Below are 12,690 nucleotides of genomic sequence, written 5' to 3'. Positions count from 1 at the left end.
TTCAGGCCAGGTAACCGCCGTCGATGTCCAGGACGGCGCCGATGATGAAGGAGGCGCCGGGGCCGGCGAGGAAGGCGATGCCGGCGGCGACCTCCTCGGGGTGGCCGTAGCGGCCCAGGGCGTTGGCCGCGCGCTGGAGGTCGGAGTACGGGCCGTCGGCGGGGTTAGCGCACGCGCTGCCCGTTCCGGCGACCAGCACGAATGCGGCGCCCGCGGCCGCCACCCACGCCCTCGAAGCCGTTCTCGTCTTCCAGGAATCTCCCCGATGCGAGATCGTTTACGTCGTGATCACGCTAGGACCCGCGGTCACGAGGTGTCCATGGACCGTCATGCAGCGGTCATACAGCGGTGCTTCGACATTCTTCGGCGACGGTCGCGAGGAGGGCGTGCACCAGCTTGTCGACCAGCGGTTGCGGGTGGCGGCGGCGGGCGGTGGCGATCCCGATGTGGCGGGTGGGGCACGGCGGCCGGATCGGGACGACGGCGAGGCCGGTGGCCGCGTGGTCGAGCGCGACGCGGGGGATCAGCGACACGCTGACGCCCGCGGCGACGAGCGACTGGGCGAAGAAGTAGTCGCTGGTCTGGCCCGCGAACATGGGCTCGAAGCCGGCGCGGGCGGCGTAGCGCCGCAGGAAGGCCTCGGTCTTGGTGCAGCCGAGCACCCAGCGCTCGCCGGCCAGGTCGGCCAGGTCGAGGGCGGGGCGGCCGGCCAGCCGGTGCCCCCGGGGCAGGACGACCGACATGGGGTCGTCCATCAGCGGGGTCCAGGTGATGCGGGATCGGTCGCCGGGCGTGACGGGCAGCGGGCCGTCGAAGTGGTAGGCGATGGCCAGGTCCGCCTGCCCCGTGCGGACGAGCGGCAGGCCGGCCTCCGGTTCGCGCTCCAGCACGTTGATCTCCACCTCGGGGTGGCCGGCGACGAACGGGGTGAGCGCGCGGGGCAGGATGTGGCGCCCGCCGCTGCTGAACGTGGCGATCGTCAACCTGCTGCGGCCGGCCGCGAGCCGGTCGATCTGCTCCTTGGCGTGGTGCAGCTCGGCGAAGACCGCCTCGGCCGCGTCGAGGAGGAGCCGGCCGGGCTCGGTGAGCACCACGCCGCGGGTGCTGCGCTCGACGACGGGCGCGCCGATCGACCGCTCCAGGGCGGCGATCTGCTGGGAGACCGCCGACGGTGTGAACCGCAGCGCGTCGGCCGCCTTGCTGAAACTCCCGTGGCAGGCCACCTCGCGCAGGATCCGCAGCCGCTTGACGTCGATCAACAGTTTTCCTAACAGCCAGCTTAGTAAGTCAGCACTTCTGCTAACGAGCCTAGCCCGGCAGGCTCGACGCCGTGAAGGACGTATGTGTCATCGGGGGCAACCGCTACTTCGGGCTCCATCTGATCGAACTGCTGCGTGACTCGGGCGCCGACGTCACGGTGGTCAACCGCGGCTCGGCGGCGCCGCCTGCCGGTGTCACCCACCTCGTCGCCGACCGCGGCGACGAGGAGGGTCTCGCCGCCGCGGTCGCCGGGCGCACGTTCGACGTCGTGATCGACCAGGTCTGCTACACGCCGCACCAGGCCGCGATCGCCCGCCGGGTCTTCGGCGGTCGGACCTCGCGGTACGTGATGACCTCCACCATCGAGGTGTACGACCCGGCCACCTCCGCGTCGATCACGCCGGCCGTCCCGGGAGTCCCGGTCACCGAGGAGTCGGTCGATCCCGCCTCCTGGCCGGTCCAGGCCGACCTGCCCTGGGACGACCCGGAGCGGATGGCGGGCGTTCTCGACGAACCCACCTGCTACGCCGAGGGCAAGCGGCAGGCCGAGGCGGTCCTCGCCCGGGACAGCCCGTTCGCGTTCGCCACCGTGCGCAGCGCGCATGTGCTCGGCATCGCGGCCAGGGACTTCACCGGCCGGCTGGAGCACTACGTCGAGCACATCCTGGCGGGCCGGCCGGTGACCGTGCACCGGGAGCCGTTCCCCACCTCGTTCACCCACGACCGGGAGATCGCCGACGTGCTGTTCTGGGCGGCGGGCGCGGAGTTCACCGGAGCCGTGAACGCCTCCTCCCACGGCGAGCTCGGCGTGAGCGGCCTGTGCGACCTCATCGCGGCGGCATGCGGGCGGAGGCCGGACTATCGGCCGGCCGACGGCGGGCAGGCGTCGCCGTTCTCCTTCGACCGCTACTACGCCATGGACAACGGCCGGGCCGAACGGCTCGGGTTCGACTTCGCCACGACCGCGCACTGGCTGCCCGAGGCCGTCGCCGCGGCCGTCGGCCCGCGGAAGGACACGTGATGCGGACGCGCCGGATCGGCACCGTCGAGGTCGGCGTGGTGGGGCTGGGCGCCATGCCGTTGTCCGTCGAGGGGCGACCGGACGAGGCCCGGGCGATCGCCGTGATCCACGCCGCCCTGGACGCCGGGGTGACCCTGATCGACACGGCCGACTCCTACCACTGGCACGCCGGTGAGCGGGGCCACAACGAGGAACTGATCGCGCGGGCGCTGGCCGCCCACGGCGGCGACCCGGGCTCCGTCCTGATCGCCACCAAGGGCGGACGGGGCCGGCCCGGTGACGGTTCCTGGACGGTGACCGGCACACCCGAGCATCTCCTGCGCGCCTGCGAGGGCTCGCTCCGGCGGCTCGGCGTGGACGCCCTCGACCTCTACCAGCTCCACAAGCCGGACCCCGCGGTGCCCTGGGCCGAGTCGGTCGGGGCGCTGCGCGTGCTCCTGGACGCGGGCAAGATCCGCATGGCCGGGCTGTCGAACGTGACCGCCGAGCAGATCAGCCAGGCGTACGAGATCCTCGGCGACGGGCTCGTCTCGGTACAGAACCGCTACTCGCCTGCCGTCCGCGACAGCGAACCCGAGCTCGATCTGTGCCGGAGGCTGGGCATCGCGTTCCTGCCGTGGAGCCCGCTGGGCGGCATCTCCCGCAGCTCGCTCGACGGCCCTTCCAAGCTGGACCAGGCGGCCTCGACGCCGTTCCACGCCGTCGCCGCCGAACGCGGTGTGAGCCCGCAGCGCGTCACCCTGGCCTGGCTCCTGGCCCGATCCCCGGTGATCGTGCCCATCCCGGGCGCCAGCCGCCCCGAGTCCGTCCGGGACTCGGCCGCGGCGGCCGACCTGGCGCTCAGTCCGGACGAGCTCGCCCGGCTTAATATGTAGACTATCTACATATAGGTTGTCCCGACGTAGGCAGATCTCAGGGTTCTTCCGGATCCGCCGAGGGGAGGCCGCTTCCTAGAGTTGGCAGCATGCGGATCGACGACTACGTGGGCGAGCTGGAGCGCGCCCTGACCGGTCCGTACGGCCCCAAGCACGACCTGCTCGTCGAGGCGCGCGACAGCCTCGCCGACACGGCCGACGCCCTGGAGGCCGGCGGGCTCGACCGGGCGGAGGCCGAGCGGCTGGCGGTGGCCGGGTTCGGGGCCGTCGAGGAGGTCGCACCCGGCTACCAGGCCGAGCTGACGGCCGCGGCCGGGCGGCGGCTGGGGATGCTGCTGGTCGCCGGCATACCGGTCACCGTCCTCATGTGGTCGGTGGTCTGGCGGTTCTACCCGACGGACCGTGCCGCCCTCACCGGCTGGCCCGTGGCCCTCTCCCGGGCGCTGGACCTCGCCCAGCTCGCCACCAGCCTGTACGGCGGGCTGGTGCTGTTCGCGCTCGGACGGGGCGCCCGGTGGGTCCGGGGACCGCAGGCGGTGACCAGGTCGCTGGGCGTCCTGGTCTGGGTGATGCTGCCGGCGACCGGGCTCATGACCCTGCCGCTCGCGCTCGACGGGCGCGTGGGGGCCCTGCCGGACTTCCTGCCCGCCATGGTGGCGGGTCTGGCGACGGCGGCCTTCTGGGGCGTACAGGTCTTCGGCGCGACCCGCTGCCTGCGCGTCACCAGCCCCCGGCGCCACCGCGGACGGGGCTGAGTCGCCGGTGAGGGGTTCGCCGAACCGCAGCCCCTGGACCCGCGCGCCTGGCCCGGCTGGTCGAACTGTCGGTGGCATGAGGCAGGATCGTCGTCGTGACTGGTTCGGTGTCCGTGCAGGTGGTGGCCGCCTCGGGTGAGGGCGGCGATCTGGCGATGGCCCGTGGCGGCGACGGGGCCGCTTTCGGGCGGCTGGTGGAGCCGTTGCGGCGGGAGCTGCACGCCCACTGCTACCGGATGCTGGGCTCCTCCCACGACGCCGACGACGCGTTGCAGGAGGCGCTGCTGCGGGCGTGGCGTGGGCTGGGGCGGTTCACGGGGCGCGGGACGCTGCGGTCGTGGCTCTACACCGTGGCCACGCGCACCTGCCTCGACCTCGTCGAGGCGCGGGGCAGGCGGGCGCTGCCCGTGGACCTCGGGCCGTCGAGCGAGCGGGTCGTGGCGGGCGGCGCGCCCCTGACCGAGGTGGCCTGGCTCGGGCCTTACGACGACGCCGGGCTCGGTGCCGGGCCGGCGGTCCCCGAGGCGCGCTACGAGCAGCGAGAGGCCGTCGAGCTGGCCTTCGTCGCCGCGTTGCAGCACCTGCCGGGCAACCAGCGGGCGGCGTTGCTGCTGTTCGAGGTGCTCGGGTTCGCCGCCGCCGAGATCGCCGCGATGATGGACACCTCCACGGCGTCGGTCAACTCCGCGCTGGCGCGGGCCCGCAAGCTCGTCGCCGAGCGGGTGCCGTCCCGCAGCCAGCAGCGGACGCTGCGCGAGGTGGGTGACGCGCGGTTGCGGGAGGTGGTCACGGGCTTCGCGACGGCGCTCGAAGACGGCGACGCCGACGCGCTGGTGGCGCTGCTCACTGAGGACGTCACCTGGTCGATGCCGCCGCTGCCGCACTGGTATCACGGCGTCGGGCCCGTGATGGACTTCGTGACCCGGGTGCCGCTGACGACGTGCGGCTCGTGGCGGCACCTGCCGGTGCGGGCGAACGGCCAGCCCGCCGTGGGCTGCTACCTCTGGGACGAGGCGGCCGGCGCCCACGTGAGCTGGTCGGTCAACGTGCTGACGATGCGCGGCGAGCTGATCGCCGAGGTGACGTCCTTCATCGGGGATGAGCATTTCGGGCTGTTCGGCCTGCCGGCCTCGCTGCCCTGAACACCCGGGCCGTCCCAGGTGGACCCAGGGTGCATGACGGCGATGCTGCCGGCATGCTCCGAGGAGGAGCGACGTGGCGGCGCCGGTCAGCGCGCGCCGTGGGGGTGTGCAGCCGTGTGACGTCTACCTTTCGGTGTCCACATCGAGGTCCGTGTCGAGTTGCACGGTGAAGAACGCGAAGTCCGCGTGGCCTGTGGGCGTGTCCCCGTGGGCGGCGGCGTACAGGCCGAGCACCGCGCCCACCCACCGGCCCGGTGTGGCCGGGAACGGCTCGCCGATCTCACGCAGGCCGTCGCCGGTGTCGGCCAGGAACGTCACGACCGCGCCCGCGTCGATCCGCGCGCCCAGGGTGACGGCCGTCCCGCCGGCGACGGGCACCGGCGGCGCGTCCCCGCACACCACGGCCGTCCCGTCCGGCGTCGCCTCCACGGCCACGTCGGCGCAGGTGAACCCGAGCACGGTCAGCCCGGCCCGGCCTACGCCGTGCAGGGTGACCCGCGTGGTGACCACGCAGGGGTCGCCGGGCAGCCGCTGGCCGAGGACGGACGGGCGTTCACGCAGGTCGGCGGGCCCGGGTACGCAGGCGAGGCGCAGCCCGCCGCCGCCCAGCCGCCACCACGCGGGGTCGGGGTCGGCCTGCCAGCTCCACTGGAGCCCGAGCGCGGGCCCGGCGAAGTCGTCGGAAGCGGCCGGCGCGCTCGGCGTGCCGCCCGGCACCGGCAGCGGGCCGCCCGGCACCGGCTCGCCCTTGTCTCCCATGACGGGCCAGCCGTCCTCCCACGCCATCGGCTGCAGGTGGACGACCCGGCCGTACGGGCCGCGGTCCTGGAAGTGCATGAACCAGTGCTCGCCCGACGGCGTGTCCACCCAGCCGCCCTGGTGCGGGCCGTTGACGTCGGTGCCGCCCTGCTCCAGGACGATGCGGCCCTCGTACGGGCCGAAGATCGAACGCGACCTGAACACCGACTGCCAGCCGAACTCCACGCCGCCCGCCGGCGCGAAGATCCAGTAGTGGCCGTCGTGCCTGTAGAGCTTGGGGCCCTCCAGGGTGCGGTAGCCGGGCAGCAGGTCGGCGTCCACGACGAGCGTCCCGTCGTCGAGGATCTCCCGCGCGTCGGGTGACATGCGGTGCAGGGTGAGCCGGTTGTTCACCCCGGCCCGGCTCTTGGCCCAGGCGTGCACCAGGTACGCCTGGCCGTCCTCGTCCCACAGCGGGCACGGGTCGATGAGGCCGCGGCCGGGTTTGACGACGTGCGGCGGGGTCCACGGGCCGCGCGGGTCGGTGGCGGTGACCACGCAGATGCCCACGTCCGGGTCGCCGTAGAAGATGTGGAAGCGGCCCTCGTGGTGGCGCAGCGACGGCGCCCACACCCCGCAGCCGGGCCGCACGTCGTCGTATCCGCTGGTCACGGCGTGGCCGATGATCGTCCAGTTGACCAGGTCGCGGGAGTGCAGGATCGGCAGGCCGGGCACCTTCGTGAAGGTGGAGACGGTCAGGTAGAAGTCGTCCCCCACGCGCATCACGTCGGGGTCGGACCAGTCGGCGTTCAGCACCGGGTTGCGGTAGGCGGTCATCCCTTCACCGCCCCGGAGGCCATGCCCTGCACGAGGTGGCGCTGGATGAAGGCGAAGACGATCACGACGGGCAGGGCGGCCACGACGCCGGCGGCGGCGAGCGCGCCGAGGTTGCAGGAAAGGCCCACGGGCACGGTGAATTTCTCCTGGTCGTTGATGAACATGAGGGCGAAGAGGACGTTGTTCCAGCTGTGGATGAAGACCACGCCGGCCATCGGGGAGACGAGGAGCCCGAGCATCGCGATCAAGGACGGCGCGATCGGCAGATGGGTGTTGACGGCTTGCCGGCCCGACGTGGTCTTCGGGCCGGATGTGCCGAGACGACGGCCACGGTGACTCCTTTGCACGGCGCAGGCATGCAACCGGTTGCAGGAAACCTTCCGTCAGCGTGGACGCAACGTCAATGGCAGACGCCCCGGCGCACCGCCCTCAGCAGCACAGATGCCGAAATCCCGAAATTTTCGCGATCGCGGGGGTGGCCTGGTGGTGAAGCGGCGGGCACAGTTGGGGACATGACGGCCGCAAACACGCCCGCACCGCTGCCCAAGCTCGCGGTCATCGCCCGCGAGGCCGGGGTGTCCGTCGCAACCGTTTCCAAAGCGCTCAACGGCAGGTCGGGCGTCTCCCCCCACACCCGCCGCCTCGTCGCCGACGTGCTGGAGCGGCGGGGCTATCCCCGGCAGCGGCTCAAGCCCCGCCGGGGCAGCCTGGTGGACGTCATGCTGCAGGGCCTGGACTCGGCGTACGCGCTGGCCATCCTCGGCGGCGTCGAGGACGCGGCCTGGCGGCTCGGCGTGGACCTGGTCGTCTCGGCCGTCGTCGGCCGCACCAAGAACGGCCAGCCGCCGCCCGCCTGGCTGGACCGGATGAGCGCCCGCGACAGCGCGGGAGTGCTCCTCGTCCGCACCTGTCCGACCGCCGCGCAGCGCTCCTGGCTGGCCGACCGCGAGATCCCCGTGGTGATCGTGGACCCGCGGCGCAAGGCCCCGCCGGGCGTGCCCGTCGTCGTCTCGGCCAACCGGGCCGGCGCCCGCGCCGCCGTCGTCCACCTCGTCGGCCTCGGCCACCGGCGGATCGCCGTCGTCACCGGCCGGCCCGGCGTGCCGTGCACCGCCGAACGGCTCGCGGGCTACCGGGAGGCGATGGCCGGAGCGGGGCTGCCCGTCGACCCGCGCTGGGAGGTGTGCGGCAACTTCCAGCGCGACGACGCACTGCGCGCCACCCGGGCGATGCTCGGCGCGCTGCCGGACCCGCCGACCGCCGTCCTCGCCTGCTCCGACGCGATGGCCGTCGGGGTGTTCCAGGCACTGGCCGAGTACGGCTGCCAGGTGCCCGGCGACGTGAGCGTGGTCGGGTTCGACGACTCGGTGGCGGCGACGCACATCACGCCCGCGCTGACCACGGTCCGCCAGCCCTGGTCGGACCTGGGCGCCGCCGCGCTGGCGGCCCTGCTGTCGGGCGGGGCCCCGGCCAGGACGGAGCTGCCGACCACCCTGATCGTCCGCGACAGCACCGCCGCGACCTGACCGGGCCGGCATGACGGACGGCCGCCGCCGCCGGGACTTTCGGCCCTGCTCCGCCCGGCGCGCCACCGCGAGACTCGGTGGTGAACCCGAAGGAGAGTGGAAGCCATGCGCGCTGCCGTCGTGACCGCGTTCGACAAGCCCCTGGAGATCCAGAACCTGCCCGTGCCCGAGCCCGGCCCCCACCAGGTCCTCGTCCGCATCGAGGCCAGCGGCCTGTGCCACACCGACATCCACGCCGCCCACGGCGACTGGCCGGTCAAGCCGGCTCCGCCGTTCACACCCGGCCATGAGGGCGTCGGGATCGTCGAGAAGGTCGGCTCCGCGGTGACCGACCGCACGGTCGGCGAGCGGGTCGCCATCCCCTGGCTCGGTTACGCCTGCGGCACCTGCTCCTACTGCGTCAGCGGCCGCGAGACCCTCTGCGAGGCGCAGCTCAACACCGGCTACGCGCTCGACGGCGGTCACGCCGAGTACGCCGTGGCCCACGCCGAGTACGTGGTGCCCGTGCCGGAGGGCATCTCGCCCGCCGAGGCCGCGCCCTTGACCTGCGCCGGAGTGACCACGTACAAGGCCGTCAAGGTCTCCGGCGTGCGGCCCACCGAGCGCGCCGCGATCTTCGGGATCGGCGGGCTCGGGCACCTGGCCCAGCAGTACGCGCAGATCTTCGGCGCCGAGACCGTCGCCGTCGACATCACCGAGGACAAGCTGCGGCTCGCCCGCGACCTGGGCGCCACGCACACCGTCAACGCCGCCACCGGCGACCCGGTCGCCGAGATCCAGGCCCTGGGCGGCGCCGACGTGGCGATCGTCCTCGCGGCCAGCCCGCGCGTCCTGGAACAGGCCCACGCCTCGCTGCGGCGCGGCGGCCGGCTGGTGCTGGTCTCCCTGCCCAAGGACAACGCGATGCGCCTGCCCGTCTTCGAGACCGTGCTGGGCGGCATCTCCGTCATCGGCTCCATCGTCGGCACCCGGGCCGACCTGGCCGAGGTCTTCCAGCTGCACGCCGCCGGCCGCACCAGGGTCAGCTACGAGACGCGCAAGCTGGAGGAGATCAACCAGTCGTTCGAGGAGATCCTGTCCAGCGCGGTGACGGCCCGCCTGGTCTTCGAGTTCTGACCGGCCCGGCGGGACGAAAGGCTGCGAGAATCGAGGGCATGGCTGCGAAAGACGGTGACGGCTGGGCGGAGTGCGCGCGAGGGCACCGGCACTGGGGCATCCACGGGGCGTCCGGCCTGCTGGTGGTGCACCACGACGAGTCCGGTGTGCCGTACGTGCTGATGCAGAAACGCGCCGAGTGGAGTCACCACGGCGGCACGTGGGGGCTGCCCGGCGGGGCGCGCGACAGCCACGAGGACGCCGTCACCTCCGCCCTGCGCGAGGCGCACGAGGAGGCCGCGTTGCCCGGCGACGAACTGCGCGTCCGCGGCGTCTACGTGGACGACCACGGCGGCTGGGCGTTCGAGACGGTGATCGCCGACGCGCCCGCCCTGCTGGCCGTCGCCCCCGCCAACGGCGAGAGCGACGAGATGCGCTGGCTGCCCCTGCCGGAGGTGACCGGGATGCTGCTGCACCCGGGGTTCGCCGAGACGTGGGGCACGATCGAGCCGCAGCTCTCCCCCGAGACGCTGGTGCTGGACGTGGCCAACATCGTGGGCGCCCGCGCCGAACACGGCTGGTGGCGCGACAGGGAGGCCGCCGCAGCCCGCCTGCTCCGCGAGGTGGCGGGCCTGCGGCTGACGCACGCGGTGCTCGCCCAGTGGTATCCGCGGATCGTCGCCGTCGTGGAGGGCGCCGCCCGGCAGGTGCCCGACGTGGAGGGCATCCAGGTCGTGGCCGCCACGGGCAGCGGGGACGACGCGATCACCGAGGTCGTCCGCCGGGCCAGGCCGTGGGAGCGGGTGCTGGTGGTGACCGCCGACCGGGGCCTGAAGCAGCGCGTCACCGAGCTGGGCGCCACCACCGCCGGGCCGCGCTGGCTGCTCTCGCAGCTCGACGGGTAGGGCCTGCCGCGCGGGCGGCGGGCCCGGAGGGCGCCGTCCGTAGCGCCCGGCGGATCCGTCGCCGCTTGGCGTACACCCGCGCCACCGCAGCCGCTATGGTGGTGTGCGCACTGGAGGGTTCGCATAGTGGACGAGTGCAGCCGCCTTGAAAGCGGCCAGGTCAGCGATGGCCTCGTGGGTTCGAATCCCACACCCTCCGCTCACTCCCGCCCGCGGCCTCCGGCGAGGCCACCGGCCGTGTCGCCCGCGTAGCCGTCCGGCGTGCCCGCGAAACCGTCGCCCACCGAGGCGGCCAACTGCAGGTAGGCGTCCCTGGTGGCCTCCTGCAGCCGGTCGAGGTCGATCTCGGCGCCCTCCTCCAGATGCGGGTCGTACGGCACCCGCACCACCGCACGGCACCTGGCCGCGAAGTGGGCCTCCAGCTTGCCGATGTCCACCGCCGACTTCGACCGCGGCCGGACGCTGCACAGCACCACGGTCGCGTCCTTGACGAGGTGGCCGTAGTGGTGGGCCTCCAGCCAGTCGAGCGTCGCCGACGCCGCCCGCGCCCCGTCCACCGACGGGGAGCTGACCAGCACCAGCTGGTCGGCCAGGCCGAGCACCCCGCCCATGGCCGAGTGGAGCAGGCCGGTGCCGCAGTCGGTGATGCAGATGGAGTAGAAGTTCTCCAGCACCTGGGAGACGGCCTGGTAGTCGGCGCCGCTGAACGCCTCCGACACCGACGGGTCGCGGTCGGAGGCGAGCACCTCCAGCCGTGACGGCGCCTGCGAGGTGAACGCCCTGATGTCGACGTATCTCTTGACCTGGTCGCGTTCGTTCAGCAGGTCACGGACGGTCGCCGAGGTCTCCAGGTGCAGCTTGTCGGACAGCGTGCCCCGGTCGGGGTTGGCGTCGATCGCGATGACCCGGTCGCCGCGCATCTGGGCCAGCGTCGCGCCGAGTCCGACCGTGGTCGTGGTCTTGCCGACGCCGCCCTTGAGGCTGAGCACGGCCACGCGGTGGTGACCGGTGGCGACGGGGGTACGGGCGCGGCCGACCAGCTCGCGGCGACGGCGCACCTCCGGGGGTTCGCCGGGCTTGATCCATCCGCCGGACGCCTTGTAGACCAGGCGCCGCCAGCCCTTGGAGGGGGCGTTGCGGCGGCCGCGCAGCAGGGTCTCGGGGTCGAGGCTGTCCGCGGTGGGCCTGCCGGTGGCGGGCGGCCTGGGCGAGGTGCCGAACACGGACACCGGCGCCGGGCGCCGCGCCCGCTCGGGCGCGGGTCCCTCCGGCCGCTCCCTCGGCCGCTCGACCTGCGGCTCGGGCCGGGCGGCGGGCCTCGTGCCGGCGGGGCCCAGGTCGGCGGGCCTCGTTTCGGCGGGGCCCGGGTCGGCAGGGCCCGGGTCGGCGGGTCTCGTCTCGGCGGGTCTCGTCTCGGCGGGTCTCGTGTCGGCGGGGCCCGAGTCGGTGGACCAGGGCTCGGCGGCGGGTCTCGTGTCGTTGGACCAAGGCTCGGCCGCGGGCCGGGTGTCGGTGGACCACGAGTCGGTGGCCGACCGGGTGTCGGTGGACCACGAGTCGGTGGCGGGCCGGGTGTCGGTGGTGAGCGGGTCGGAGGCGGGCGGCTGCTGGGAGCGCTGCCAGGACGGCTCCGTGGCCCCCCACGGCGTGTCACCGACCGGCGGCACCTCGAAGGCGCTGCGCCGCGGCTCCCCTGCCGCACGCTCCTCGACCGGACGCTCCTCGACGACGCCGCGCGCCGGCACGTCGCCCAGGCGCAGCTCGAAAGGGCTGCGCACCGCCTCGTCCGCAGGACGCCCCGCCTCGTCGCCGGTGGCCGGGGCCGCCTCGAAGGCGGTGCGCCGCGGCTCGTCCACCGGGTGCTCCTCGGCGGCACCGGACCGCGACTCCGCGGCGGCCGGGCGCGGCTCGTCGAGGGCCGACGGGGACGCCGGCCATCCCGGCGGCTCGGGCCAGGGGGTGTTGTCTCCCGGCCGGTCGAGCCGCGGCAGCGTCTCGTCACCGGACAGCGTCTCGGCCCCGGGGGAGGACAGCGCGTACGGGTCGGTCTCGTCGGGCCGGGGCAGCGGCTTGAGCGGCGCGAGGAACGGGTCGTCGGCCCGTCCGGACGGGTCGCCCTGTCCCGTGACCCCCGGGTCCTCCTTGGGGGTCACCGTCTCCAGCCACTCGGTGGCCTCGCTCTCCCCGGCGGGCAGCTCCTCGGCGGCGTGCGGCCCGTACACGGAGTCGACGGCGGCGCGGAACAGCGGCGGGGTCGGCGTGTCGCCCTGCAGGGCCGCGACCGACCCCCACGGGTCCTCGGGGTACGGCGAGGAGACCGGCTCGTCCGCCGTGGCGGCGGCGGCCGGTGAGCTGACCTTCAGCGGAGCCTCGTCCGTCTCCTTGATCGCGTCGAGCCAGGCCAACTGCTCCTCGAGCGATTCTTCGCGATCCTGTCGTGCCACCGTGTTCCCCCTCGGGTGGGTCTAAAGGGGCAGCAAACATCTTGCAGGGTAACGGCATGTGTTCTCTTGAACGCAGTCAACCCACAACTTCT

The 12,690-nt window shown here is 73.8% G+C and carries 12 protein-coding genes and 1 tRNA gene; 8 read left to right on the top strand and 5 right to left on the bottom strand.

Annotated elements, in window-relative coordinates; all coding sequences use genetic code 11:
• Position 1 precedes the first annotated feature (1 nt).
• Together FHU36_RS45580 and FHU36_RS14030 are read right to left on the bottom strand one after the other, a co-directional pair.
• Positions 2 to 223: an SDR family oxidoreductase gene (locus tag FHU36_RS45580; protein WP_312891579.1), complete on the bottom strand. Its 222-nt coding sequence runs from the start codon at positions 221 to 223 to the stop codon at positions 2 to 4.
• 115 nt (positions 224 to 338) lie between these two features.
• Positions 339 to 1,259 carry a LysR family transcriptional regulator gene (locus FHU36_RS14030; protein ID WP_185084123.1) on the bottom strand — a complete coding sequence of 307 codons (921 nt, stop codon included), beginning with the start codon at positions 1,257 to 1,259 and terminating at the stop codon, positions 339 to 341.
• A 71-nt stretch (positions 1,260 to 1,330) separates the two neighbouring features.
• On the opposite strand from FHU36_RS14030, the gene FHU36_RS14025 reads away from it, so the two are divergent.
• The 4 genes from FHU36_RS14025 (at position 1,331) to FHU36_RS14010 (ending at position 5,053) form a co-directional block, all read left to right on the top strand.
• Positions 1,331 to 2,281, top strand: coding sequence for a Rossmann-fold NAD(P)-binding domain-containing protein (locus FHU36_RS14025; protein ID WP_185084122.1), 951 nt, complete (start codon positions 1,331 to 1,333; stop codon positions 2,279 to 2,281).
• Complete coding sequence (locus FHU36_RS14020; protein ID WP_185084121.1) at positions 2,281 to 3,156, top strand: aldo/keto reductase; 876 nt, start codon at positions 2,281 to 2,283, stop codon at positions 3,154 to 3,156. Before FHU36_RS14025 ends, FHU36_RS14020 begins: the two co-directional genes overlap by 1 nt.
• A gap of 89 nt (positions 3,157 to 3,245) precedes the next feature.
• Positions 3,246 to 3,911 carry a permease prefix domain 1-containing protein gene (locus FHU36_RS14015; protein WP_185084120.1) on the top strand — a complete coding sequence of 222 codons (666 nt, stop codon included), beginning with the start codon at positions 3,246 to 3,248 and terminating at the stop codon, positions 3,909 to 3,911.
• Positions 3,912 to 4,006: 95 nt separating this feature from the next.
• Positions 4,007 to 5,053 carry a sigma-70 family RNA polymerase sigma factor gene (locus FHU36_RS14010; RefSeq protein WP_221495876.1) on the top strand — a complete coding sequence of 349 codons (1,047 nt, stop codon included), beginning with the start codon at positions 4,007 to 4,009 and terminating at the stop codon, positions 5,051 to 5,053.
• 123 nt (positions 5,054 to 5,176) lie between these two features.
• Here the strand turns inward: FHU36_RS14010 and FHU36_RS14005 are convergent, their stop codons facing one another.
• Positions 5,177 to 6,628, bottom strand: a complete 1,452-nt coding sequence (locus FHU36_RS14005) for a glycoside hydrolase family 43 protein (RefSeq protein ID WP_185084119.1) — start codon at positions 6,626 to 6,628, stop codon at positions 5,177 to 5,179.
• Positions 6,625 to 6,876, bottom strand: a complete 252-nt coding sequence (locus tag FHU36_RS14000) for an ABC transporter permease family protein (protein WP_221495875.1) — start codon at positions 6,874 to 6,876, stop codon at positions 6,625 to 6,627. The genes FHU36_RS14005 and FHU36_RS14000 overlap by 4 nt, the downstream gene beginning before the upstream one ends.
• A 264-nt stretch (positions 6,877 to 7,140) precedes the next feature.
• On the opposite strand from FHU36_RS14000, the gene FHU36_RS13995 reads away from it, so the two are divergent.
• The 4 genes from FHU36_RS13995 (at position 7,141) to FHU36_RS13980 (ending at position 10,353) form a co-directional block, all read left to right on the top strand.
• Positions 7,141 to 8,154 carry a LacI family DNA-binding transcriptional regulator gene (locus tag FHU36_RS13995; protein WP_185084118.1) on the top strand — a complete coding sequence of 338 codons (1,014 nt, stop codon included), beginning with the start codon at positions 7,141 to 7,143 and terminating at the stop codon, positions 8,152 to 8,154.
• 105 nt (positions 8,155 to 8,259) lie between these two features.
• The gene (locus tag FHU36_RS13990; protein WP_185084117.1) at positions 8,260 to 9,270 is read left to right on the top strand and encodes a zinc-dependent alcohol dehydrogenase; all 1,011 of its coding nucleotides are present in this window, start codon (positions 8,260 to 8,262) and stop codon (positions 9,268 to 9,270) included.
• A gap of 38 nt (positions 9,271 to 9,308) precedes the next feature.
• A complete protein-coding gene (locus FHU36_RS13985; protein WP_185084116.1) occupies positions 9,309 to 10,154 on the top strand; it encodes an NUDIX hydrolase in 846 nt (281 codons plus the stop codon).
• 112 nt (positions 10,155 to 10,266) lie between these two features.
• Positions 10,267 to 10,353: transfer RNA gene (locus FHU36_RS13980), tRNA-Ser, on the top strand.
• A 1-nt stretch (position 10,354) separates the two neighbouring features.
• On the opposite strand, the gene FHU36_RS13975 is transcribed toward FHU36_RS13980, so the two are convergent.
• The gene (locus FHU36_RS13975) at positions 10,355 to 12,598 is read right to left on the bottom strand and encodes a MinD/ParA family ATP-binding protein (protein WP_312891578.1); all 2,244 of its coding nucleotides are present in this window, start codon (positions 12,596 to 12,598) and stop codon (positions 10,355 to 10,357) included.
• Between the last annotated feature and the right edge of the window lie 92 nt (positions 12,599 to 12,690).

The organism is Nonomuraea muscovyensis, assembly GCF_014207745.1.
Taxonomy (GTDB): domain Bacteria; phylum Actinomycetota; class Actinomycetes; order Streptosporangiales; family Streptosporangiaceae; genus Nonomuraea; species Nonomuraea muscovyensis.
Note: the sequence above shows the minus strand (reverse complement) of the source record. Positions and strands in the feature narration are given on the sequence as shown.

What these genes read in the sequence shown, in the direction of transcription:
- FHU36_RS14020 (WP_185084121.1), top strand. Translation starts at nt 2,281, where the DNA reads ATGCGGACGCGCCGGATCGGCACCGTCGAGGTCGGCGTGGTGGGGCTG.
- FHU36_RS14015 (WP_185084120.1), top strand. Translation starts at nt 3,246, where the DNA reads ATGCGGATCGACGACTACGTGGGCGAGCTGGAGCGCGCCCTGACCGGT.
- FHU36_RS14005 (WP_185084119.1), bottom strand. Translation starts at nt 6,628, where the DNA reads ATGACCGCCTACCGCAACCCGGTGCTGAACGCCGACTGGTCCGACCCC.
- FHU36_RS13995 (WP_185084118.1), top strand. Translation starts at nt 7,141, where the DNA reads ATGACGGCCGCAAACACGCCCGCACCGCTGCCCAAGCTCGCGGTCATC.
- FHU36_RS13990 (WP_185084117.1), top strand. Translation starts at nt 8,260, where the DNA reads ATGCGCGCTGCCGTCGTGACCGCGTTCGACAAGCCCCTGGAGATCCAG.
- FHU36_RS13985 (WP_185084116.1), top strand. Translation starts at nt 9,309, where the DNA reads ATGGCTGCGAAAGACGGTGACGGCTGGGCGGAGTGCGCGCGAGGGCAC.